The 24,081-nt window shown below is 39.1% G+C and carries 21 protein-coding genes; 19 read left to right on the top strand and 2 right to left on the bottom strand.

Annotated features, from left to right (window positions below):
* Nucleotides 1-83: 83 nt before the first annotated feature.
* The 11 genes from BLV53_RS12130 to msrA all read left to right on the top strand — a co-directional run bounded on the left by BLV53_RS12130 (nucleotide 84) and on the right by msrA (nucleotide 7,431).
* Complete coding sequence (locus BLV53_RS12130) at nucleotides 84-446, top strand: VOC family protein (protein ID WP_090301230.1); 363 nt, start codon at nucleotides 84-86, stop codon at nucleotides 444-446.
* Nucleotides 447-460: 14 nt separating this feature from the next.
* Nucleotides 461-1,288: a deoxyribonuclease IV gene (locus BLV53_RS12125; protein WP_090301228.1), complete on the top strand. Its 828-nt coding sequence runs from the start codon at nucleotides 461-463 to the stop codon at nucleotides 1,286-1,288.
* A gap of 28 nt (nucleotides 1,289-1,316) precedes the next feature.
* Entirely contained in the window at nucleotides 1,317-2,012 is a 696-nt protein-coding gene (locus tag BLV53_RS12120; protein ID WP_090301226.1) for a DNA alkylation repair protein, read from the top strand.
* Between the two features lie 76 nt (nucleotides 2,013-2,088).
* Entirely contained in the window at nucleotides 2,089-2,937 is an 849-nt protein-coding gene (locus BLV53_RS12115) for an FKBP-type peptidyl-prolyl cis-trans isomerase (RefSeq protein ID WP_090301224.1), read from the top strand.
* Complete coding sequence (locus BLV53_RS17585; RefSeq protein ID WP_139298960.1) at nucleotides 2,934-3,131, top strand: GNAT family N-acetyltransferase; 198 nt, start codon at nucleotides 2,934-2,936, stop codon at nucleotides 3,129-3,131. Before BLV53_RS12115 ends, BLV53_RS17585 begins: the two co-directional genes overlap by 4 nt.
* A gap of 49 nt (nucleotides 3,132-3,180) precedes the next feature.
* Nucleotides 3,181-3,531, top strand: coding sequence for an arsenate reductase family protein (locus BLV53_RS12105; protein ID WP_090301222.1), 351 nt, complete (start codon nucleotides 3,181-3,183; stop codon nucleotides 3,529-3,531).
* Nucleotides 3,532-3,630: 99 nt separating this feature from the next.
* A complete protein-coding gene (locus BLV53_RS12100; RefSeq protein WP_090301220.1) occupies nucleotides 3,631-4,554 on the top strand; it encodes a DMT family transporter in 924 nt (307 codons plus the stop codon).
* Nucleotides 4,555-4,571: 17 nt separating this feature from the next.
* Entirely contained in the window at nucleotides 4,572-4,736 is a 165-nt protein-coding gene (locus BLV53_RS12095) for a rubredoxin (RefSeq protein ID WP_090301218.1), read from the top strand.
* Between the two features lie 29 nt (nucleotides 4,737-4,765).
* Nucleotides 4,766-5,404, top strand: a complete 639-nt coding sequence (locus BLV53_RS12090; protein ID WP_090301216.1) for a methylated-DNA--[protein]-cysteine S-methyltransferase — start codon at nucleotides 4,766-4,768, stop codon at nucleotides 5,402-5,404.
* Nucleotides 5,405-5,558: 154 nt separating this feature from the next.
* Nucleotides 5,559-6,830, top strand: a complete 1,272-nt coding sequence (locus BLV53_RS12085; RefSeq protein ID WP_090301214.1) for a diguanylate cyclase domain-containing protein — start codon at nucleotides 5,559-5,561, stop codon at nucleotides 6,828-6,830.
* A gap of 106 nt (nucleotides 6,831-6,936) precedes the next feature.
* Nucleotides 6,937-7,431, top strand: coding sequence for a peptide-methionine (S)-S-oxide reductase MsrA (gene msrA, locus BLV53_RS12080; RefSeq protein WP_090301212.1), 495 nt, complete (start codon nucleotides 6,937-6,939; stop codon nucleotides 7,429-7,431).
* Nucleotides 7,432-7,438: 7 nt separating this feature from the next.
* On the opposite strand, the gene BLV53_RS12075 is transcribed toward msrA, so the two are convergent.
* Complete coding sequence (locus BLV53_RS12075; RefSeq protein ID WP_090301210.1) at nucleotides 7,439-8,302, bottom strand: DMT family transporter; 864 nt, start codon at nucleotides 8,300-8,302, stop codon at nucleotides 7,439-7,441.
* 116 nt (nucleotides 8,303-8,418) lie between these two features.
* Here BLV53_RS12075 and BLV53_RS12070 point away from each other — a divergent pair, with 116 nt between their 5' ends.
* Entirely contained in the window at nucleotides 8,419-12,126 is a 3,708-nt protein-coding gene (locus BLV53_RS12070; protein ID WP_090301208.1) for a DEAD/DEAH box helicase, read from the top strand.
* A gap of 49 nt (nucleotides 12,127-12,175) precedes the next feature.
* Here BLV53_RS12070 and BLV53_RS12065 read toward each other — a convergent pair whose 3' ends face one another.
* The gene (locus BLV53_RS12065) at nucleotides 12,176-13,705 is read right to left on the bottom strand and encodes an alanine/glycine:cation symporter family protein (protein ID WP_090301206.1); all 1,530 of its coding nucleotides are present in this window, start codon (nucleotides 13,703-13,705) and stop codon (nucleotides 12,176-12,178) included.
* A 267-nt stretch (nucleotides 13,706-13,972) separates the two neighbouring features.
* On the opposite strand from BLV53_RS12065, the gene BLV53_RS12060 reads away from it, so the two are divergent.
* The 7 genes from BLV53_RS12060 to BLV53_RS12030 all read left to right on the top strand — a co-directional run bounded on the left by BLV53_RS12060 (nucleotide 13,973) and on the right by BLV53_RS12030 (nucleotide 23,990).
* On the top strand, nucleotides 13,973-14,317 hold the full coding sequence (locus BLV53_RS12060) for a helix-turn-helix domain-containing protein (protein WP_090301204.1): 345 nt from the start codon (nucleotides 13,973-13,975) through the stop codon (nucleotides 14,315-14,317).
* 119 nt (nucleotides 14,318-14,436) lie between these two features.
* The gene (locus BLV53_RS12055) at nucleotides 14,437-15,060 is read left to right on the top strand and encodes a DUF624 domain-containing protein (RefSeq protein WP_090301202.1); all 624 of its coding nucleotides are present in this window, start codon (nucleotides 14,437-14,439) and stop codon (nucleotides 15,058-15,060) included.
* Between the two features lie 38 nt (nucleotides 15,061-15,098).
* Nucleotides 15,099-17,240 (top strand): glycoside hydrolase family 3 C-terminal domain-containing protein, encoded by a 2,142-nt coding sequence (locus BLV53_RS12050; RefSeq protein ID WP_090301200.1) that lies wholly within the window; start codon nucleotides 15,099-15,101, stop codon nucleotides 17,238-17,240.
* A gap of 110 nt (nucleotides 17,241-17,350) precedes the next feature.
* Nucleotides 17,351-19,048 (top strand): SGNH/GDSL hydrolase family protein, encoded by a 1,698-nt coding sequence (locus tag BLV53_RS12045; RefSeq protein WP_090301197.1) that lies wholly within the window; start codon nucleotides 17,351-17,353, stop codon nucleotides 19,046-19,048.
* 181 nt (nucleotides 19,049-19,229) lie between these two features.
* Complete coding sequence (locus BLV53_RS12040) at nucleotides 19,230-20,780, top strand: glycoside hydrolase family 43 protein (protein ID WP_090301195.1); 1,551 nt, start codon at nucleotides 19,230-19,232, stop codon at nucleotides 20,778-20,780.
* 19 nt (nucleotides 20,781-20,799) lie between these two features.
* The gene (locus tag BLV53_RS12035) at nucleotides 20,800-22,410 is read left to right on the top strand and encodes a sensor histidine kinase (protein ID WP_090301193.1); all 1,611 of its coding nucleotides are present in this window, start codon (nucleotides 20,800-20,802) and stop codon (nucleotides 22,408-22,410) included.
* Nucleotides 22,410-23,990, top strand: a complete 1,581-nt coding sequence (locus tag BLV53_RS12030) for a response regulator (protein ID WP_090301190.1) — start codon at nucleotides 22,410-22,412, stop codon at nucleotides 23,988-23,990. The genes BLV53_RS12035 and BLV53_RS12030 overlap by 1 nt, the downstream gene beginning before the upstream one ends.
* Nucleotides 23,991-24,081 lie beyond the last annotated feature (91 nt).

Here is a 24,081-nt window from a genome sequence, read left to right as displayed (position 1 = left end):
CCTGGCTACAAGGAATATATGAAAAAAGTGAAATATAGGGTTATACCTTTTGTGTGGTAAATTGCATTGATTTAGGAGGCATTATGCGTTTAAGAAATGTTTTAATAGTTACAAAAGATATAGATGCAGCGAAAGAGTATTACAATGATTTATTTGGACTTAATGTACTTTTAGATAATGATGGAAATATGATTTTGACAGAAGGCCTGGTGCTGCAGGATGAAAAAATATGGAAACAGTTTCTGGGTAAAGAAATCATCCATGAAAATAATTCTTCTGAACTATATTTTGAAGAAAATGATATAGAGGCTTTTGTGGAAAAGCTAGAAAAACTTTACCCAGATACAAAATATGTTAATAAGTTAATGTCCCACAGTTGGGGACAGAAGGTAGTTCGTTTTTACGATTTAGATGGAAATCTTATCGAAGTAGGAACGCCTATGTAATAGGAGGAAATTGAATGATATTTATAGGCTGTCACCTGTCTGTGACAAATGGATACGAAGCCATGGGAAAACAGATGACTGAGTTTGGTGGAAATACATTTGCGTGGTTCACAAGAAATCCGAGAGGTGGAAAAGCAAAGGACATAGAGCCTGAGGATGTTAAAAAGCTTCAGGACATTTTAGAAAAAGAGGAGTTTGGCAAGCTTGTGGCACATGCCAGCTACACTATGAATTTATGCTCGGCCAAGCCTGAGACCAGAGCTAATGGGCTGGATATGTTGCAGCAGGATTTGCAGAGAATGGAGCAGGTTCCAAATCAGTATTACAACTTTCATCCTGGCTCTCACACAGGACAAGGGGCAGAAATAGGAATTAAGCAGATTGCAGATGGTCTGAATGCCAGTCTATTTCCAGAAATGCACACCACAGTTTTACTTGAAACAATGGCTGGTAAGGGCTCAGAAGTTGGTAAGACATTTGAGGAATTACGTGAAATAATCGATAGAGTTGAGTTAAAGGATAAATTGGGCATATGTCTGGACACCTGCCATGTATGGGACGGTGGTTATGACATAGTAAATGATTTTGATGGAGTATTGACACAGTTTGACAAAATCATTGGTTTGGACAGACTAAAGGCGATTCATTTTAATGACAGCAAAAATGAATGTGGCGCTGCCAAGGACAGACATGAAAAGCTAGGCCATGGATGTATTGGCATGGAGGCCATGAAGAGAATTGCAATGCATCCAGCCCTTCAAGGTTTGCCATTTATTCTTGAGACACCTAATGATGATGCAGGCTATATCAAGGAAATCGCAACAATTAAAGACTGGTTTTAATCCATAAGTTTGTGGGAGGAAGACTATTATGATAACAGATGAAACTCTTAATGAACTGTTCAAATTGCAGGATGTTAAATACAGAGATTTTCAGGCAAAACTCATGCCTACTATGAATCCTGAAAATGTAATTGGTGTTCGTACTCCAGAGCTTAGAAAATTAGCAAAGCAGTTAGCAAAACGAGATGATGTAGATGAGTTTTTAGACTCACTGCCTCATAAGTATTTTGATGAAAATCAGCTTCATGCTTTTATCATTTCAGAAATAAAGGATTATGAAAAATGTTTAGACCGCCTGGAAGCCTTTTTGCCTTATGTGGATAACTGGGCTACCTGTGATCAGATGTCTCCTAAAATCTTTAAAAAGCATAGGGCAAAGCTTATGCAGGAGATCGAAAGATGGATAGAATCTGATTATACCTATACGGTTCGATTTGCTATAGGAATGTTAATGGAACATTTCCTGGATGAGGATTTTGATATCGTATATGCGGATATGGTGGCAGATGTTCATTCTGAAGAATACTACATAAATATGATGATTGCCTGGTATTTTGCAACAGCCCTTGCGAAGCAGTATGATGCCATTATCCCATATCTCATTGAACAGCGGCTTGATACTTGGACTCACAACAAGACAATTCAAAAGGCAGTGGAAAGCTATCGTATCACACCTGAGCAGAAAACGTATTTACGAACTCTTAGAATAAAAGAGAAAAAGTAATCCTTGGTTGCAAATAACTCCAAAACTAGTTACAATGAATGGAATTGTTTAGATAATTAGTAAGGAGTTTATTAGAATGAAAATTGCAGTAACTTATGATAACGGAGAGATTTTCCAGCATTTTGGACATACACAAGAGTTCAAAATCTATGAAGTAGAGGATGGAAAGGTTGTTTCATCTGAGGTAATTGGCTCAAATGGCAGCGGCCATGGTGCCCTTGCAGGTCTTCTTAGCAACAATTCTATCGATGTGCTTATTTGCGGTGGCATCGGTGGTGGAGCACATCAGGCTCTTACAGAATATGGTATTGAGCTTTGTGCTGGTGCTTCAGGAGATGCTGATGCAGCGGTTGAGGCATACTTAAAGGGTGAGCTTGTCAACTCAGGAGTAAATTGTAACCATTACGGTGAGGGACATACATGTGGTGACCATCATGATGAGGAACACAGCTGTGGTTCTGGCTGCCATGGTGGATGTCACAGCACACCTTCTATCGAAGGAAAAAACGTTGGCAAGACCTGCCGTACACATTACAAGGGCACATTCAATGATGGTACTCAGTTTGATTCATCATATGACAGAGGTGAGCCACTTGAGTTTGTTTGTGGCGCAGGCATGATGATTAAGGGATTTGATGCAGCTGTTGCCAACATGGAGGTCGGTCAGGTGGTAGATATCCACTTGATGCCAGAAGAGGCATACGGCATGGCAGATCCAAATGCCATTTTCACAGTTGAAATTGCTCAGCTTCCTGGCGCTGAGAACCTCGAAGTAGATCAGCAGGTATATTTACAGGATCCTTATGGCAGACCATTCCCAGTTAAGGTTACCGCAAAAGATGATACAACCATCACTCTTGATGCTAATCACGAGATGGCTGGAAAAGAACTTAACTTTACAATAGAACTTGTAGAAGTAGTATAAAAGGTTACGGAAAGGCAGCTCTAGAGCAGGTCCTTGCCTATATTAAAACCAAACCATTTGGTGACTCTAACAGGGTTACACTTACGTGTAATATGGATAATACAAAAGCATTGGCGCTATACCAGAACATGGGCTTTTTAGAAACTGGTGTGGTAGACGATGAAGAAAAGGAATTTTCAACGATTATTTGCTAAAATATAAATAATAGATGTGCACAAATAATGTTAGGAGGGACATTTTACTATGAAGGTTTATTGCTATGAACGATGTACTACCTGCAAAAAAGCTCTGAAATGGTTGGATGAAAATAATGTTAAATATGAGCTTGTAGACATCAAGGGGAACAATCCAGATAAAGATACACTAAAGGCCGCCCTTGTAAAAAGTGGTGAGCCTCTTAAAAAGTTTTTTAATACAAGCGGTCAGCTTTATAGAGGCATGGAGCTATCCAAAAAGCTTCCTGATATGAGCGAAGATGAGCAGCTTGATCTTTTATCTACTGATGGAATGCTTGTAAAAAGACCTCTTGTAATAGCAGATGATTTTGTATTGCTGGGATTCAAGGAAGCCCAGTGGCAGGAAAAATTAATATAATGACATGGCGGGTGAGTAAAATCACCTGCCTTTTGTTTTATTGTGTTATACAGTAAAATAAAAGGAGATTCAAAGACATCAATCAGTAAGGAACAAAAAATGAAAGACAAAAAATTACTACAAAATAAATTTATAGTTTTAGTACTTGCAATAATATGCTGCCTACTGTGGGGCAGTGCATTTCCTTGCATAAAAATTGGATATAGTCTTTTCGAAATAAAGGCAAGCGATAGCATGTCTCAAATTCTTTTTGCAGGGATAAGATTCTTTTTAGCTGGCATTTTGGCAATTCTTTTTGGAAGTATAATACAGAAAAAAGTGCTCTATCCAAAGAAAGAATCCTGGGGAATGGTTTTTACACTTAGCGTTTTTCAAACCATACTTCAGTATTTCTTTTTCTACATGGGATTGGCACATGCATCGGGCGTGAAGTCTTCGATTATTAATGGAATGAGCACTTTCTTTGCCATTCTTCTAGCCTGTCTGGTGAAAAAACAGGAAAAATTAACTACAAATAAAGTGGTAGGCTGCGTACTTGGAGCTGTAGGAGTGATCCTTGTGAGTATGGCAGGCGGTGACTTGGGAGCAGGCTTCGCACTTAACGGGGAAGGCTTTATCCTTGTGGCATCAGTTTCATACGCCATTTCCTCTGTTCTCATCAAAGAATACTCCCTCAAAGAAAATCCAGTGACCTTGAGTGGATATCAATTTATTATTGGCGGAATCGTTATGATGCTTGTAGGATTTTTGGCAGGGGGAAGACTTCATATGACATCACCGGCAGGAGTGCCACTTATCATTTATATGGCTCTCATTTCTTCTGTAGCTTACTCCATTTGGGGTGTTTTACTGAAATATAATCCAGTGTCATCTGTCACCATATACGGATTTACGAATCCAATATTTGGCGCATTGCTTTCGGCTATTTTGTTGTCAGAGTGGAAAAATATTACAGGACAGTATTTGGTTGCACTTTTGCTTGTAAGTCTTGGAATATTTATTGTAAATAAATCAAATGATTAGGTAGAAGGAGGGTGGCTATGAAGTATGTATGTGATGTATGTGGTTATGTTTACGATGAAGATTTAGGTGAACCAGATTGGGATATTGCCCCTGGCACTAAATTCGAAGATTTACCAGAGGACTTTGTGTGCCCTGTTTGTCTGGTAGAAAGGAAGCACTTTAAATTATCTGAAGAGGATTAAGACTTATTTGTTTTGGGAGGATATCACAGATGCAAACCAGAGAAGAGGCATTAAGCTATGGCCTGACTTTTCCATATACATATCAGGAGGCTCCTTTTCATGATCCGAATTGGCAACTAATCAGAGTTAAGCCAAATAAAAAAGCATTTCTTTGGGCATATGAGAAGGATGGCAGGATTTGCCTGAATTTGAAATGTAACCCAGAGTGGAGAGATTTTTGGAGGCGCACCTATGAATCAGTAATACCAGGCTATCACCAAAATAAAGAGCATTGGAATACAGTGATTTTAGATGGAAGCATTCCTGATGAAGATATAAAGCGCATGATTGCTGAAAGCTATGATTTGGTCACAGATTCCCCAACAAAACGTATATACGAAGCGGTAAAGCGTATCCCCAAGGGAAAGGTGGCAACCTATGGACAGGTGGCAGCGATGGCAGGAAATCCTAAAATGAGTAGAGCTGTAGGAAATGCCTTGCATAAGAATCCTGATTTTGAAAATATACCATGCTATAGGGTGGTCAATTCCAAAGGAGAGTTGGCTGGTGAATATGTATTTGGTGGTGCTTGGGCTCAAAAGGAATTGTTGGAGGCCGATGGAATTGAAGTCCAAAACGGAAGAGTTGACCTGAAAAAATATGGTATGACTAACGCAACAATAACTTAGAATTAATAGATAAGATGCCTTGTTAAACACAGAAGTAAAACCGAATAAAATCTGTAGAATTTATGAAATTAGTGTGTAATTCCATTCTTATTTGTTTTTGATAGTTATAATTAAATAGATACAATGTTAGTATGGCGCACAAGGATAGGTAACCATGGATAAGTACGTTTTCAGCTCTGAAGTTCAAACTGCATATGAGCGTTTGCAGCATCCCCTTGCTATTTTTCAGAGAATAAATAACAGGGTTGTGGCTATTGTGCTTTCTGATGGTTTTTGTGAGTTGTTTGGTTATGAAAATCAGGAGCAGGCCTATCTACAGATTAATCATGACTATCTAAGAAATATTCACCATGATGATGTGGAAAGAACCAAGGCAGAGGTTTCAAGATTTTCCAAAGAGGGTGGTAAATACGATACCATCTACAGATATCGTTCTGATAATGAATCAGCCTACAGGGTAATCCGCGCTGTGGGTAAGCACGTAAAAATGGAAAATGGTGTAACCCTGGTGCATATTTGGTATACAGATGAGAGCAAAGATGAGGATTTAAAGATAGCAGAGCTTCAGGAGTCTGTTTCCTCACTTCTTGCAAATATGCCTGCCATGACTTTCTCCAAGGATGTTATTACTGGCAAATATATGGCCTGCAATCAGGCTTTTGCGGACTATGCTCACAAAGAGACTCCGGAGGGAGTAGTAGGGCTGACAGATTTTGAAATATTTGACTATATAACAGCGGAACATTTTGTAGAGGATGATAAAAAGGCACTTTCCATGGAAAAACCTTTTATTTTTTTCGAGGATGTTCCAGATGCAGCAGGTAATATGCGCAGATTCCAGACTACAAAGCTCAAATTTGTGGATGCCTCTGGCAGGGAATGTCTGCTTGGACTTTGTCAGGATGTTACTGAAGCTATGCAGATTAAGCAGGAGTATGATAAGATGCTGGCAAGTGCGCAAAGTAAAGCTCATGTTGATGCATTGACAGGTATCAGAAACAAAACGGCCTATCTGGAGCTTGAGGCCAAGATGGATAAAAAAATTAAAGAAGGTCGTCAACAGGAATTCGCAATTACGGTATTTGATGTAAATAACCTAAAAGAAATAAACGATACTATGGGGCATCAGGCAGGAGACGATTATATCTGTAAAGCCTGTAAAATTATATGTAAAAAATACAATCATAGCCCTGTTTTTAGGGTAGGTGGTGATGAATTTGTCGCTATTTCAGAAGGAGAAGATTACGAGCATATTGATGAGCTGATAGAGTTTTTTGGCGGGCATAATAAGCAGGCAAGTACGAGTGGCGGAATAGTAATCGCCTGTGGGATGGCAAGATATACTGATGAAGAAGACATGGCTTCTTTGTTCAGGATAGCTGATAAAAAAATGTATGAGAATAAAAGTTTTTTGAAGAGGAATTAATAAAGACTCGAAGTGGTTAATCCACCCGGGTCTTTTTATTGCTTTGATGGGTTGCATGCATTATAATTGTGCTAATTTAAAAGAAGATGCTGTGGAGGATTAGAAAATGAAAGCATACTTTGCAGGTGGCTGCTTTTGGTGCGTGACACCTATTTATAAACTGTATGGAGTAGACAAGGTGGTGTGTGGATATTCTGGAGGGGATGAAGTAAATCCTACCTACGAAGATGTTAAGGCACAAAAGACAGGGCACAGAGAGACCATCATGTTAGAATATGACCCTGCCAAGGTGGATTATGAAAAGCTCTTGGATATTTATTTTGCCAACGTGGATCCATTTGATGGGGAAGGTCAGTTTATTGATAAAGGCTTTTCTTATACCCTGGCTATTTACTATAGCTCAGATGAAGAAAAAGAAAAGGCCCAGGCACATATTGATAATCTGAAAAATGATTCAGGAAAAGAAGTATATGTAGCACTTGAGCCTTTTAAGAGCTTTTATGAGGCAGAGGAATATCATCAGGATTATTATATAAAGCATCCAGAGGAATTTGAACAGGAGCTGATTGAGTCTGGAAGAAAAAAAATCAGATTAACATAAAAGCAAATTATGAGAGCTTAAGATTTCGTCTCCATCTGATGATAGCCACACCGATGATGATGGTATAACCTACGATACTGAGTGTTTCTGGCACTTCACCAAATACTATGATACCCAATAATGCAGCAAAAATTACCTGTGTGTAATCAAATACAGATATTTCTTTTGCAGGAGCGAACTTGTAAGCATTGGTAATGGAAAATTGTCCAATTGAAGCTGATACACCGGCTAACAATAGATAAATCAGTTGGATAGGTTCCATAGGAGTAAAATTAAAAATCAAATAAGGTAATGTAACCAAACAAGAAAACAGGGAGAATGCGGCCACGATTACAGGGGTTTGCACTCCCTTTTTTCCTAGCTTTCTAACAAATACATAGGCTGTTCCAGCGCCAAAACCGCCAAATAATCCCATCAGGGCAGGGAAAACTGCTGTGAATGCTCCTGCAGGTCTAATGATAAATAAAGCGCCAATAAAAGCAATTATGGTAGTAAAAATATCAAAACGATTAGGTATCTCTTTTAATATAAAAATAGAAATGATGATTGCAAAAAATGGAGAAAGCTTGTTTAGCATATTAGCGTCTGCAATGTCCAGCTTGTCTATTGCATAGAAATTGGCTATTAGTCCAGAGGTGCCAAATGCACATCTCATGAAAAGGTCAAGCCTGTTGCCCTTGCCTACGTGGATGCCTTCTTTGCTTTTTATGATTGCAGATAAGGCAACGATCAATGCCACGATATTTCTGAAGAAAGCCTTTTGCATTGTAGGTAAATCCCCTGACAATCTGACGAAAAAGGTCATAAGGGAAAAGCCAAAGGCTGCAAAAAGTATGAAAATTATTCCTTTAATTTTGTCATTTTTAATCATATTTTAAGTCCTTCTAGTGTAAAAATTTTTAGCTATATAGTACCACTGATTGATGCTAAGTGGTATAAAATCATTTATAATTATGTCAACTTTTGATTGTTATTTTGGAGTGTAAAATGGGAAAAGATTGGAGAAGCTGGTTTGATGATACTATTTTTAGAAGGGGCCAGCAGTATTACAGACAAAACCGTGTAAAGGAATTAAAGAAAACTGCAGGTGGCTATCAGGCATTTGTGGTTGGCACTTCTCTTTATACTGTAAGACTGGCACTTGACGATGATACGGTGCTTGCAGCATCCTGCAATTGTCCCTATGCTTTGGATGGCGGCAGATGTAAGCATCAGGTGGCTGTGCTCCTTAAATATGAGGAAGTCTGCAAGGATGAGATTGCACAAATGCAGGAGGAGTCTGAACTTAAAAAGGTAAATCTTGATTTGCGCGATAAATGGGTACGGCAGGACTTAGAGGATGATTACTCTTATATAGATTTGCAGGAAATAGAAAAAAAGCTTCTTCCAAAGGAGAGGGATAAGCAGGAAGCTCTACTTTTGCTTGAAAAAGGGCTGGTAGTTTATGATCACATGGCAGCTGCCACAAGATCCCTTATGGATGAGTCATCTATTCAGGTCTTTGGATATGCCAAAGAAAATCCTGAGGATAGAGGAGAAAAAGGTGTTGGCTTTCGTGTTTCACAGGAGGATATTTTTGGATTTTCCTGTGGTTGCCCTAGCTGCAGCAGCTCAATGAATTATTATTGGGGGCAAAAGCCTTGTAAGCACACAAAGGCTTTGTTTTATGCCGCCTATCAGGCCCTTAAAAATCAACGTCTTATGGATGCAACGGACGATAGAACCATTAGACTTTTTAAAAATTTCCAAAATGTAAAGGCAAGAAGCGTGGCAGCATCAATTGTTGGTTCATTTAGTGGGACTCTTTCTTTGGTGCCTAAAATCAAATCGACCCATACAGGGCTTGAGCTGTCCTTTAGAGTAGGAGCAACTAAGCTTTATGTTGTAAAAAATCTTTCCGAATTTTATAGAAATGTGACTAATGGCACTACTCAAACCTTTGGCAAATCCACCACATTGCCACTGGCAAGGGAAAACTTTGATAAGACATCACAGGAATACATAGATTATATTGGTGATACTATTAGCCGTATAGAAGATGGCTACAAAATATCAATGGCCGATGATTTTTTAGACAGAAGCTTTGGCTACTTTAGTCCAGATCAAATAAAGCAGTTTATTCCACTTTTAGGTCGGGGACTGGATGATTTCTTTGATAAATTTAATAGCAGAGGCTTTGATTATGAAGATATGGTTTATGGAAAAACCGTTATTCATTTTAAGGAAAAGAATCCTAAGTTCGACATGACTATTATCCCTAAATTTATAGGTAAGGGCAAAAGTCGTAAATTCTCCGGAGTTAGAGCAGATATCACTTTACCTAGACTATATTACGGAGCATCCTATAGATATTTTGTTGATGGCGTAAATCTTTACAGGATTCCAAAGGAAACTGCAGATAAGATGCAGCCTTTATTGGAAGGTCGGGTAACTGATTTTGTTCATATGGAGATAGGACGAAATTATTTGTCTGACTTTTACCATACCATTCTTCCAGAATTAGCTACATTTACAAATATTCGTGAGAAGGATAGGGATTTGATTTATGAATATCTTTCAAATGATGTGGAATTTACTTTTTATCTGGATGCCGATATGGGAAATATTACCTGCAAGGCCGTTGCTAAATATGGGGATAATCAGTACAACGTTATAGATTGCGATGGCTTGACTGTGGATACAGCCGGAACACTTGGTGTTGAACGTATATTTTCTAAAGAAAACGAAGCCCTTGGCATCGTAAAGAGATTTTTGCCTTTTATAAATGAAGATAGAGATTTATTCCACTGCAACAAGGATGAGGATTTAATCTATGAATTTGTTACAAATGGTGTTGCAGAGCTTGCAAAACTAGGTGACATCCAGGCTACTGATTCATTCCAGCATGTGAATATATTCAGAGAAACAAAGCTTTCAGTGGGAGTATCATTGTCAAAGGGTATGCTTGATTTAGAGGTGTCCTCTGATGATATTTCAAGGGATGAGCTTCTTGAAATCCTTGCCAGCTACAGAGCCAAGAAAAAATTCCACAGGCTTCGTGATAATAGCTATGTAAATCTCAATGATGAAGCATTGGCCACCCTTGATGATATGCTGGTTACTTTACAGATTTCCGAGAAGGATTTCCTTAAGGATAATATGCATGTGCCTGTATATCGTACCCTTTATTTGGACAAGCTTTTAGAGGAAAATGATGGAATCTATGAGGACAGAGACGATCATTTCAAAGAGCTTGTAAAGGGATTTAAGACCGTAAAGGATGCAGAGTTTAAAGCACCTGAAAGTCTTTCAAAGATAATGAGAAATTATCAAAAGACAGGATTTAAGTGGATAAGTACTCTGGAAAAATACGGCCTGGGTGGAATCCTATGTGATGACATGGGACTTGGCAAAACCTTACAGACCATAAGCTTTCTGTACAAGCATTATATGGATGCAAATGCATCAGAAGACCTGCCATCTCTGGTAGTTTGCCCTGCATCCTTAGTGTACAACTGGGTTGATGAATTCTCAAAATTTGCACCTGAGATGAAGGTGGTTGCAGTGGCAGGAACTGTGTCGGAACGAGAAGAGATTATCGTAAATGCGAATCAGTATCAGGTGCTCATCACCTCCTATGATTTGCTAAAACGAGATGTGGCTTTGTATGAGGAGCATGAATTTTACTATGAAATAATTGATGAAGCCCAGTACATCAAAAACCACACTACAGCAGCTGCTAAGGCAGTAAAGGTAATCACCAGCAGGAGACGACTTGCTCTTACAGGCACTCCTATTGAAAATCGACTCAGCGAACTTTGGAGTATATTTGATTTTCTGATGCCAGGCTTCCTATACAAATACGAACAATTCAGGCGCCAGTTTGAAACACCGATAGTAAAATATGAAGACAAGAATGCCTCAGAGCGCTTAAAGAAAATGGTGGCTCCATTCCTTCTTAGACGACTAAAAGAAAATGTTTTAAAGGAGCTTCCAGAAAAGCTTGAAAAACAGCAGACTGTTGTGATGGAAGCTGAGCAGCAAACCCTTTATGATGCTCAGGTGCAGCACCTGAAGGTGATGATAGAGCAGGCTAAAAAGGATAAATCCTTTAATGAAGCGAAAATGAAAATTCTTGCAGAGATGACTCGTTTGCGACAGATATGCTGTGACCCATCTCTTTATGTGGAAAACTATAAGGGGGAATCAGCAAAGCGTCAGGCTTGTCTTGATTTGGTTGAAAGAGCCATAGAAGCAGGGCATAGAATTTTGATTTTCTCTCAGTTTACAACTATGCTTGACCTGTTAAAAAAGGATTTGAAGAAGTCGCATATTAATTATTTTGAGATTACAGGCTCCACAAAAAAAGAGGATAGAATAGACCTTGTAAACCGTTTTAATGAGGGTGAAAATAATGTATTTTTAATATCTCTAAAAGCTGGAGGCACAGGGCTTAATTTGATAGGAGCAGATATGGTCATCCACTATGACCCATGGTGGAATCTTGCAGCTCAAAATCAGGCCACAGACAGAGCACATCGTATTGGACAAAAGAAGACAGTAACAGTGTATAAGCTGATTACAAAAGGTACTATTGAGGAAAAAATAGTGGAGCTTCAAAATACGAAAAGTGATTTGGCTGAGGAAATTCTTTCAGGTGAAACAAATATTATTTCAAAGATGACAGAAGCAGATTTCTTAGAACTGCTCGGATAGAAAATGACTTGACAGCAAATTCTGCTGCCAAGTCATTTTTATATTCATATTAAGCTGTTTCTTTAGCTGCTTTTTTAAGCATTTCTTTATCCTTTAATTCCTGTTCGTGTAATTCCTGAATATCATCAAGGGCTGAAAGCATAGGTTTTACATCCTTATTCAAAATCTTACGCTGAACATAGTTGTGAGTGATTTTCATAACTGTGCCGCTGAGTGAAACCACACCGACAAGGTTTGGAATAGCCATCATACCATTGAAGGTATCTGAAAGGTCCCATGCAAGTGTTAAATCCATTGTGGCACCAACTACGATGAAAGCTACAAACACAATCTTGTAGAATTTAATCATCTTTATTCCAAAGAGGTATTCAAAAGCTTTGCTACCATACTGGCTCCAGCCGAGTACTGTAGAGAAAGCAAATGGAACAATAGCAATTGCGATAAATGCAGATCCGAACCTTCCGAATACTGTTGAGAAAGCCTCAGCAACAAGAGCTGTAGAAACCTGATTTGAAATTACTGCACCAGTATTTAAATCTACAAGTCCACTTGAAAGAACTGCAAAAGCTGTTACTGTACAAACTACAATAGTATCAGCAAATACTTCGAAAATGCCCCACATACCCTGCACAACAGGTTCTCTAACATTTGAGCTTGAGTGAACCATTACTGATGAACCAAGACCTGCTTCGTTTGAGAAAACACCACGCTTCATACCAAACTGGACGGCCATGGCAACACCGCTACCTACGATACCACCGCCGACAGCTCTCATTCCAAATGCGCCCTTGATGATAGAAGTAAATACAGCTCCAAACTGATCAATATGGAAGAGGCAGACAATGATTGCACAAACCATATAAATCAAAGCCATAAATGGAACAAGCTTTTCTGTTACGGCTGCAATACGCTTTAAACCACCTACGATAACCAGGCTGGCAAAAATCATAAGTACAATACCTGTTATAATAAAAGGAACACCAAATACTGAATTCATATTTACAGCGATGGAATTAATCTGTCCCATGTTTCCGATTCCAAAAGATGCAAGTATACAGAATAGACTGAATAAAACTGCAAGTCCTGAACCTAATTTCTTACATCCCTTTTTAGAACCAAGTCCATCACTGAGATAATACATGGCACCACCGCACCACTCATTTTTCTCATTTCTTCTTCTATAGTAAATTCCAAGAACATTTTCAGAGAAGTTTGTCATCATTCCAAAGAATGCTACAATCCACATCCAAAAGATTGCTCCAGGACCACCTGATGCAATAGCAGCTGCTACACCGGCAATATTTCCTGTACCGATTGTGGCTGCAAGAGCAGTGCAAAGACTCTGGAACTGAGAAATCTGTGTATCTTCTTTACCTGTGTGGGCAGTAACATGTGAATCCTTGAAAATGCCACCTATTGTATTTTTAATCCAGTGCTTGAAATGAGAAAGTTGGAAAAATCTGGTAAGACAGGTCATTAATATGCCGGTTCCAACCAGAAGAACAAGCATTGGAAGTCCCCAAACAAATCCATTAACCGAGTTATTAACGCTTTCGACTGTTGCTAAAAACTTATCCATATATCCTCCTATTATGCAGTGTTTATACTTTTATACTTTAACACATTAAAGAAATAAAATCCAGTAAAATGTCTTACATATAAAAACAAATGTCTTTCACAGACGTATCATATATCCATAAGTGTGGCACAACTATCTAATATAACGACAAAATGCTGTATTCATAATAAATTAACAGAAAATTCACTGCAGGCTTAATATTCATTAGGTTATAATTATCGTAAATACAATATCGTATGTACGATAATAAAGGACGGGGGGTTAGATATGATTATAAGTGAGAGATTATTTAAGGTTATGGAAGAAAAGGGAATGACCCAGCTGGAGTTTTCTGCTGCCACAGGTATTGCCCAGTCTACCATCAGTGATTGGAAGAGAAAAAAGACAAATCCTGCAGCTGAAAAGATTATGCTGATTTGTGATGCGCTTGATATTTCACCTTTTGAACTATTACAGGATTCTATTCCTTCAAAGGGAGCAGGTGAAGTGGAATTTATCATTGCAAGTGAGGGAACTGCCGAGTATGAGGTGGTTAAAAAGATGGAGAGTCTGAACAAAAAAGCAAAGGATGAGCTTGTTACTTATGTAAAAGGATTAAAGAATAAAAAGTAGGGATTTTATCCTGAATTTATGACTATAATTTATCCCACTATTATCTACAGTTTATCTGTGGATGGTAGTGGGATTTTTTTTTAAAATTCATTATAACACGGAAAAAAGGAGAGATTTTTATGAGCTTTTTTAGACCAGACAGTGAGGTAATGGAATTCTTAAGTAAGGTAACAGATTATATCATCATCAATCTGTTGACACTGCTTTTATCATTGCCTGTAATTACCATGGGGGCAGCCCACACGGCTAAATTTTATACTTCTATGAAAATAGCCAGAGGCGAGGAGCCAAGTGCTGTGAAAAGCTATTTCAAATCATTTAAAGAAAACTTTTTCCAGGTTACAGGAGCATGGATGATTGTGCTTTTTGTAGGAATTATTCTTGCTTTGGATTGGTACAACGTACTTTACGGTGTAGGAAAGAGCATGCCATTTATAGGAAAGGCAGCCCTTGGAGTGCTTAGCTTTGTAGTGTGGTCAGTGGCATATTGCATGTTTGCTTTTGAGGCAAGATTTAAAGTGACCTTAAAAGAGCTGTTCAAGGCTTCTATGGTGATGGCACTTTTAAATTTCCCAAGAATGGTATTGATATTTATAGTGACATTTTTACCTTATATTATTTGCGCATGGTATATACAGTGGGGACTTGCTATCTGGCTTCTTTGCACAACAGTTTCTTTATATTATATCAGTCGTGAATTCAATCATCAGCTTGAGGCTGTTCAGGCTAAAAACGAACTTTAATTATATATAGATATGAAATATTGCAGGAGGATTATGTAATGAATCAGGAAACAATGAAGCGGGCTAAGGAATTAGTTTCCCAGATGACAATAGAGGAAAAATGTTCCCAGATGCTTTATCATGCAGCGGCAATTGATAGGCTGGGCATTCCAAGATATAACTGGTGGAATGAGGCCCTTCACGGTGTGGCCAGAGCTGGGGATGCAACAGTATTTCCACAGGCTATTGGACTTGGAGCCACATTCGATGAGGCTTTGGTTCAGTCCATTGGTGATGTTACATCTACAGAGGGTAGAGCAAAATTCAACGAGTCTTCAAAGCATGATGACAGAGATATTTACAAGGGTCTTACATTTTGGGCACCAAACGTGAATATCTTCCGTGACCCAAGATGGGGCCGTGGACATGAAACCTACGGTGAGGATCCATATTTGACCGGTCAGCTTGGAATGGCCTATGTAAAGGGATTGCAGGGAGAGGATTTTGACAATCCAAAGTCAGCAGCCTGCGCTAAGCATTTTGCTGTTCACTCAGGTCCAGAGGCTGACAGACATCATTTTGATGCCAAGGTAAATGACCAGGATTTATATGATACATATCTTTATGCATTTAAGCGTCTTGTGGCAGATGCAAAGGTTGAATCTGTTATGGGAGCTTACAACCGAGTAAACGGTGAACCAGCCTGCGGCAGCAAGAGACTATTAAAGGATATTTTAAGAGGTGACTGGAAATTTGAAGGACATATTGTTTCTGATTGCTGGGCAATCAAGGATTTCCATGAAAACCATAAGGTAACAGGCTGTGAAGTAGAATCGGCAGCACTTGCCGTTAATAATGGCTGTGATTTGAACTGCGGATGTGTATATGAAAAGCTAATATATGCATACAAAGCAGGTCTTGTTACAGAAGAAACCATCACTGAATCAGTGGAGCGATTGATTGAGCTTCGCCTCAGACTTGGAACACTTCCAGAAAGAGGAAGCAAATATGATGATATTCCATACGAAATGGTAGAGTGCAAGGAGCATATCAATCTTGCGATAGAGGCAGCAAAGCGAAGCTTAGTACTTCTTAAAAATGATGGAGTACTTCCACTGAAAAAAGAGTCACTTAAAACAATCGGTGTTATAGGTCCAAACTCAAATTCAAGAATAGCTCTTTTGGGCAATTATGAAGGAACATCCTCTGAATATATTACTGTTTTAGAGGGAATCCAAAGATATGTAGCTGATGATGTGAGGGTATTCCATTCAGAAGGTGCTCATCTTTGGAAGGATAGATTGCAGGGATTATGCGAAGCAAAGGATGGTTTTGCTGAGGCAATGACAGTGGCAGAGCACTCTGATGTGGTAGTGATGTGCCTTGGACTTGATGCCACAATCGAAGGCGAGGAAGGAGACGCTGGAAACGAATTCGGAAGTGGCGATAAAAAGGGACTTAAGCTTCCAGGCGTGCAGCAGGAGCTTTTGGAGAAAATCACTGCGATAGGAAAGCCTGTAGTACTTTTAGTTCTTGCTGGTTCTGCGATGGACTTAAGCTGGGCTAATGAAAACGTAAATGCGATAATCCAGTGTTGGTATCCAGGTGCCAGAGGCGGTAAGGCTATAGCTGAAGTGCTGTTTGGTGAGGACAGTCCATCAGGAAAACTTCCAGTTACCTTCTACAAATCAGATGCTGATTTACCAGACTTCAGCGATTACTCTATGGAAGGCCGCACCTACAGATACTTTAAGGGAACACCACTCTTCCCATTTGGATACGGACTTAGCTATTCCAAGATTGATTATACAGATGCTTCTATTGATAAATCTGAAGGAAATATTGGAGATACATTTACAGTAAAGGTGACAGTGAAAAACAGTGGTGATTATGACAGCCATGAAACAGTTCAGCTTTATGTAAAGGATGTTGAGGCTAGCACCAGAGTAGCAAACTTCAGCCTAAGAGGAATTAAAAATGTATCACTTCTTAAAGGGGAATCAAAAGAAGTAAGCTTTGAATTAAATGCAAGAGATTTTGCAATCATCGATGAAAAAGGACGATGCATTGTAGAACCAGGAGAATTCAAAATCTACGTAGGTGGACAACAGCCAGATGAAAGAAGTGCTGAACTGACTGGAAGAAGCTGTGATGAATTTGATGTAGTTTTAAGTGGAGATGTTACCGAAGTAGAGTATTAAAATGCCTTCCCCCTATGGGGGAAGGTGCCCGACAGGGCGGATGAGGGCGTAACTAAAGGTGACCCTCATCAGTCACCTACGGTGACAGCAAAAATAAGGAGGATAATGTAATGGAAATAGTAAAAGCACCAACAGACCCAGAAAAAAGCAGACCATATTTTTACATAATCAAAGATAAAGAAATATTTACTCAATCTGATGAGGAAGGCAAAGGGGTTTCGTTCCTTTATCAGAGTGATGGACGAATGATTAGCGCAGCCAGCTTCACAGGAAATGTTACTGATGAAACAGAATTGAAGCTTCTCGAAACAGTTGATGGCTTCAAAAAGCTGATTCATTCAGTAGGTGTTTCAATTGAAATGGAGGATAAGGATAAGCAGGCTGAATTCGTATTCCAGATGTATGGAAAAAAGGATTTATACGGTGGCGGAGCAAATCTCATTGCTAACGTAAATACGAATTCAAAAGAGGAGCGTATTAATCTTTCAGATGTTGATTGGACAGATGATGATGACATTCCAGGCCAAATCAGAGTTCATACAGATGCTCCAGAGCAGAAGGCATATCTTTCTGTAAGATTTTTCTTAAACGATGGCTTTGACGCTCCAGAGCAGGTAGAGGATAAGCCTGTAGATACAAATTCAGCTGAATACAAGCAAATGATAGACCGCTCACTGATGAACCTTGGAAATACAAAACGTTTGGTAAAAGCTGTTGATAAAGCAAAGGCAGGTCATGATGTAAATATCTGCTATATTGGCGGTTCAATCACTCAGGGCGCAGGTGCAACACCAATCAACACTGAATGCTACGCATATAAGTCATTCCTTGGTTTTAAAAAGCTAATGGGAGATGGAAACAATGTTCACTATATTAAGGCTGGAGTAGGCGGAACACCTTCAGAGCTTGGAATGATTCGATTTGATAGAGATGTGCTGAGGGATGGAGCAATCTCACCAGATATTGTTGTTATCGAATTTGCGGTAAACGATGAAGGGGATGAGACAAAGGGAAACTGCTATGAAAGCCTTGTAAGAAAGGCTCTTAGTCTCCCAAGCCAGCCTGCAGTAATGCTTATGTTCTCTGTATTCTCAGATGACTACAACCTTCAGGATAGACTTTCTCCAGTAGGCTTTAGATATGATTTGCCAATGGCAAGTGTAAAGGATGCTGTAACAGAACAGTTCTATGACAGAGATAACAGAATCCTAACTAAAAACCAGTATTTCTATGATATGTTCCATCCAACAAATTTAGGACATACCATAATGGCAGATTGCTTGATTAATATAATGGAAAAAGCTATAGAAAAGGGAGCAGATGAAATTTACGACCCTGTACTTGAAGATGCGCCAGCTATAGGCAACACTTTTGACAATGTACTTTTAGTAGATAAAAAAGATAACACAGGTTATGTGAGAGTCAAGGAAGGTGGATTCGTATATACGGATGAAGTGCTTCAGTCTGTAGAGATGGATTTAGATTTAAATCTCACTCCAGAGTTTCCATTTAACTGGATGTACGATGGAAGCAGGGGTAACCACGAACCATTTGAAATGGACGTAGAATGTAAATCCCTGGTACTTGTCATGAAGGACTCAGGTGAGGTAGATGCAGCCACAGCAAAAGTATACGTAGACGGCAAATTTGTCCGCGACCTTGACCCATACGTAAACCGCTGGTGCCACTGCAATCCACTCATCGTAATCGATGAAGAAACTACCGCCCCACATCACGTAAAAGTCGTAGTAGACGAAGACGACGTGCGTACGAAATTCACAATATTGGCCTTTGGCCTCGTTAAATAGCGTAATCATACGCACCCGCGTATGAGCCGCGTCAAAATATCTATCACACAACGTAAAAATAGCCCGTAGCTGTCAAGGCTATAGGGTATTTTTTGAGGAGTATAGCGCTAGCGATCTCAAAAAATGCCCTATAGACTTGATAGCGTAACGGGCGAGAAACAACCTAAGGAGAATACATATTATGACAACCGCACATAATCCAATTTTGAAAGGATTTTATCCTGACCCAAGCGTCTGCCGCGTAGGTGACGACTTCTACATAGTTTGCTCAAGCTTCGTATACGCCCCAGGCGTTCCAATTTTTCATAGTAAGGACCTGGCTCACTGGGAGCAGATAGGCCACGTCCTAGACAGAGAAAGCCAGCTTCCAGTAAGTGGCGAAATCTCTCGTGGTATTTTCGCCCCAACCATCCGCGAGCATAAAGGTACATATTACATGATTACCACAAATGTCAGCCACGGTGGTAACTTTATCGTAACAGCAACTGACCCTGCAGGCCCTTGGTCAGAACCATATTATCTTGGGGATGCCGCTCCTGGTATTGACCCTTCATTGTTCTTTGATGACGATGATAGATGTTACTATGTAGGTACCCGTCCAAATCCAGAGGGAGTACGCTATAATGGTGACTGGGAAATCTGGGTTCAGGAATTAGACCTTAACACTATGAAGCTTACAGGCGAGTCAATGGCTATCTGGAAGGGTGCTGTAAAGGATGTTATCTGGCCAGAGGGGCCACATCTTTATAAGAAGGATGGCTATTATTATCTGCTTCATGCAGAAGGCGGCACAGGCCCAGAACATGCCATTTCGGTAGCGCGTTCTAAGGAATTGTTTAAATGGTTTGAGGGCTGCCCAAGAAATCCTATCTTCACCCATAGAAATCTGGGTAAGGATTATCCAATCATCTACGCAGGCCACGGTGATCTTGTAGATGATAAGGATGGCAACTGGTATATCGTAATGCTTGCATCTCGTCCATGTGAGAAGCATTGTAGCATTGGTCGTGAGACTTTCCTTGCAAAGGTTGTTTGGGAAGAGGGCTGGCCTGTGATAAATCCAGGTGTAGGCAAACTTACAGATGAGGTTGAACTTCCATTTGAGGAGCATCCTTTCCCAGCAGAGAACGAGTGGAGTGACGAGCTTCATTTCTTTACAGATAAATTAGATGATCGTTTGGTAGGTATTGAGAAAAGAAATGAGGACATCTATTCACTTTCAGAGCGTCCAGGTTTCTTAAGACTTTACACTCGCCCAGAAAAAGCAGAGGAAACCTGCTATCCTTCATTTTTAGGATTGCGTCAAAAGGATTATTCGTTTAAGGTAAATGCAGGAGTTGATTTTACTCCAGCAAATGAAAACGAATGTGGTGGAATAGTTTTATTCCAAAATCATGCCAATCATTTAGCAGTGGAAATTGTAAACAGAAACGGAAAGAAGCTTGTTCAAATCCGTAAATACGTTAAGGAAACGGAAGAGGTAAGTGCTACAGTTGATGCACCAAAGGGAGTAGTAACAATAGAGCTTCAGGTTAAGCATCAAAAGGCAAAGGCTTATCTGGTTCAGGATAATAAATACATTCTCATTGAAGATGACATCGATTTATTACCTTATACCACAGAGGAAGCAGGAGGCTTTGTAGGCTGTACAGTTGGTATGTACACATCTTCCAATGGCAACGAAAGCACAAATCACTGTGACTTTGCTTGGCTCACATTAGAAAAAATATAAAAGAATAAGGGTGTAATTAATGGGTTGTTTTAGATCAGTTTTCGGGAAGATAGTTGAGAAGGCAAATAATAGTAAAAAGAGCTTGATACTTTTTTATATATTATTTGTTATAATTCCTATTTTTTTAGTAGACAGTCTGGTCATTTCAGGTGTGTATCGCGCAGAAAAAGCGTCGCAGGAACACATGATGGAAAATGAAGCCAATGCCATTAATTACACCTTTTTTAATCAGGTGGATCAGGCTGCTAAATTAGGTAACGCATTGTATAGCAGCTTTTACGTAGATAATTTCTTAAATGAGCAGTACACATCAAATCTTGATTATTACAATCATTATCAGCAGTTTTTTGAGGATACACTTTTAAAGCTTGTTGAAGGTCAGTCAGGGCTTGAATTTTCCATTTATCTGGATAACGATACCATCACAAATGGTGCGGAATTCCACAGAATAGATAAAGCCTATGGTACCGACTGGTACAAATATATGGAGGCATCAGAAAAAAATAAAGGACTTTTCTTTGGCAGAAGAAAGCGCGCTGATGGTAAAACAGCAAGAACTATTTATTATTTTCAGCGCCTGAATTATTACAATAACAAGTCAAACAATTTCGTGCTTATTATTATTGATTATGCAAAATGTGCTTCTAGCATATCAAACCTGAATTATGAAAATAATGCTTATATCTGTGACAGCAACAGAATTATCATGACCAACAGCAGATATAGCAATGTAAATAAAGATTACATGCAAAAGGATGGAAGCTTAAGGATAGATTATAGCCAGGATTTTGAGATTTACGGACAGAATCTTACTATAGATATCGTAAATAAAAATAATCCTTTCCTGAATATCATGAAAGGAAAATGGTATCAGTTTTTATTATTAATTCTAATTAATGTAAGTCTTCCTTTATACGTAAGTAGTCTGATGAATTCGGCATACCAGCATAAGCTAAAGGAGCAGGAGACCTTTGTTGCCAGAAAAAATGCTGAACTTCTTGCTCTTCATAGTCAGATTAATCCACATTTCCTGTTTAATGCCCTTGAAAGTATCAGAATGCATTCCTTATTAAAACAGGAAAATGAAACCTCTGAAATGGTAGAACGCCTGGCAAAATTACAGCGTCAATATACTGAGTGGGATGAGGATGAGATTAGCATTTCACAGGAATTAGAATTCGTAAAGGCGTATCTGGAATTGCAGAAATATCGCTTCGGTGATAGACTATCTTTTGATATTGATGTCGACGATGATTGTTTAAATTTGTTGATACCAAAGCTTACCATAGTAACGTTTGTAGAAAATGCCTGCGTTCATGGTATAGAAAGCAAAACTACACCGGGATGGATTTTTGTAAGAGCTTCCTCAGATGGGGAGTTTATGACTCTTGAAATCGAGGATACAGGAATCGGAATGGAGGAAGATGAAAGCAGAAATCTTCTTCGCAGAATGCGATTTGCCAATATTGAAATGCTTAAGGAAAAGGGCAGAGTAGGTATTATTAATGCATGTCTTAGACTTAAGATGATTTCAGATGAGGAGACAAGCTTTGACCTTGATTCAGAGCCTGGCACAGGTACACTTGTGTCGATAAAAGTCCCAGTGAAATATTTGAAGGGGTTACATTAATGTTAGAAGTATTGTTAGTTGATGATGAACCATTCATTCTCCAAGGCTTACAGCTTCTTGTTGACTGGGAGAAGGAAGGTTATCACATTTCCACTGCAAGCAATGGGCAGGAGGCACTGGATTATATTAGGGAAAATCCAGTGGATTTAATCATTGCAGATATTAAAATGCCTGTTATGACAGGCTTGGAGCTACTAAAGGCTCTTAGGACTGAGTTAAAGAATGATGCTTATTTTGTTATTTTAAGTGGCTACGCCGAGTTTGGTTATGCTCAGGAAGCCCTTAGATATGAATGTACAGACTATATTTTAAAGCCTGTAGAAAAGGATCAGCTTGTAGCTATCCTTAAAAAGGTTGCCGCTATGAATACTGAAAAGACAACTCACAAGCGTGACAACCTTAGAAAAGAAAAAGCCTATATGGAACGCACATTGATGCATCTTTTAAGTGGCAAATATGATGCAGCAGATGTGGAATATCTTACAGACAAAACAGATATTGATGAAAATAAATGTTATGTTGAGATACAGCTTGATGATCAGGATGATGAGGTAGAGGCTTCTGATGATGACAAAAAGGCTCAGCTGTCAAAGGTTTATTTAGCAGCCTGCGATTATCTGAAGGATGATTCTATTTTTTGTATCAGAGATGTATCCGACAGTGATCAGATTTTTGATATTGGACTTATTTACGGTGAAGGCATGGGACAGCGCCTTTCACTTACTACAGAGGAATACTTACAGGGATTTTTAGACTATTTGTTAGCCAATACCGGGCTTGCTCTTACCATGTTTGTAGGCAAGGATGTAAATGGCATCAAAAATATTTCAAAATCCTATGGTACAGCAAATATGCTCCATTCTCTCCAGGGCTTTAGAGAGAAAAGAAACATCTATTTCTATGATGCAGAATACAAGGTTGGTGAGTCAGGACTTATCATCTGTAAAAAGGAGCTTGATGCATTAATTGCAGCAATTGAGCGAGGAGAGCACGTTGAAATCCGTAAATGCGTAGATGACTTCTACGAGGAAATGCAAAAAATCGGAATAACAGGTTCTACCATGAACCTAAATATTAACTATTTATTATTCCAGTTGATTCATCTGGCCAGCGAGCTTGACAGCGAAGTAAACCAGGAAGAAATTTTACGTATTATATCTGAAAGCACTTCCGAGGAAGGTATCAGCAGAGGAGGCAAAACCCACCTTTGTCGTATGGCATATGCCTATGGTGAATACCTCTGTCAGCTTCGTAAAAACGTATCACGAGGTGTCCTTGGTGATGTGGAAGAGGAAATAAAAAAGAATTTCGCATCAAACCTTACACTTAAGGATTTGAGTGAAAAATACTTTGTTAATTCAGCTTACTTGGGACAGCTTTTCAGGAAAAAATATGGCTGTTCATTCAAGGATTATTTAAACAAAAAACGTATCGAGGAAGCAGCCCGTCTGCTACGTAAAACCGATATGAAAATATATGAGGTGGCAGAGGCTGTAGGTTACAAGGACGCAGATTATTTTGTAAATAAATTCATTGAAGCCATGGGCTGTACACCTACAAAATATAAGAAAAATATCTAATTCTTGCGGTATGTATTTACGCTTTAAAGCAAGAATTAGTAACCTGAAAAAAGGGGGGGGAGAAACTATTAAAATTTCTCCCCCCTTTATC

The organism is Pseudobutyrivibrio sp. ACV-2 (genome assembly GCF_900107545.1).
Classification (GTDB): Bacteria; Bacillota; Clostridia; order Lachnospirales; family Lachnospiraceae; genus Pseudobutyrivibrio.
Note: the sequence above shows the minus strand (reverse complement) of the source record. Positions and strands in the feature narration are given on the sequence as shown.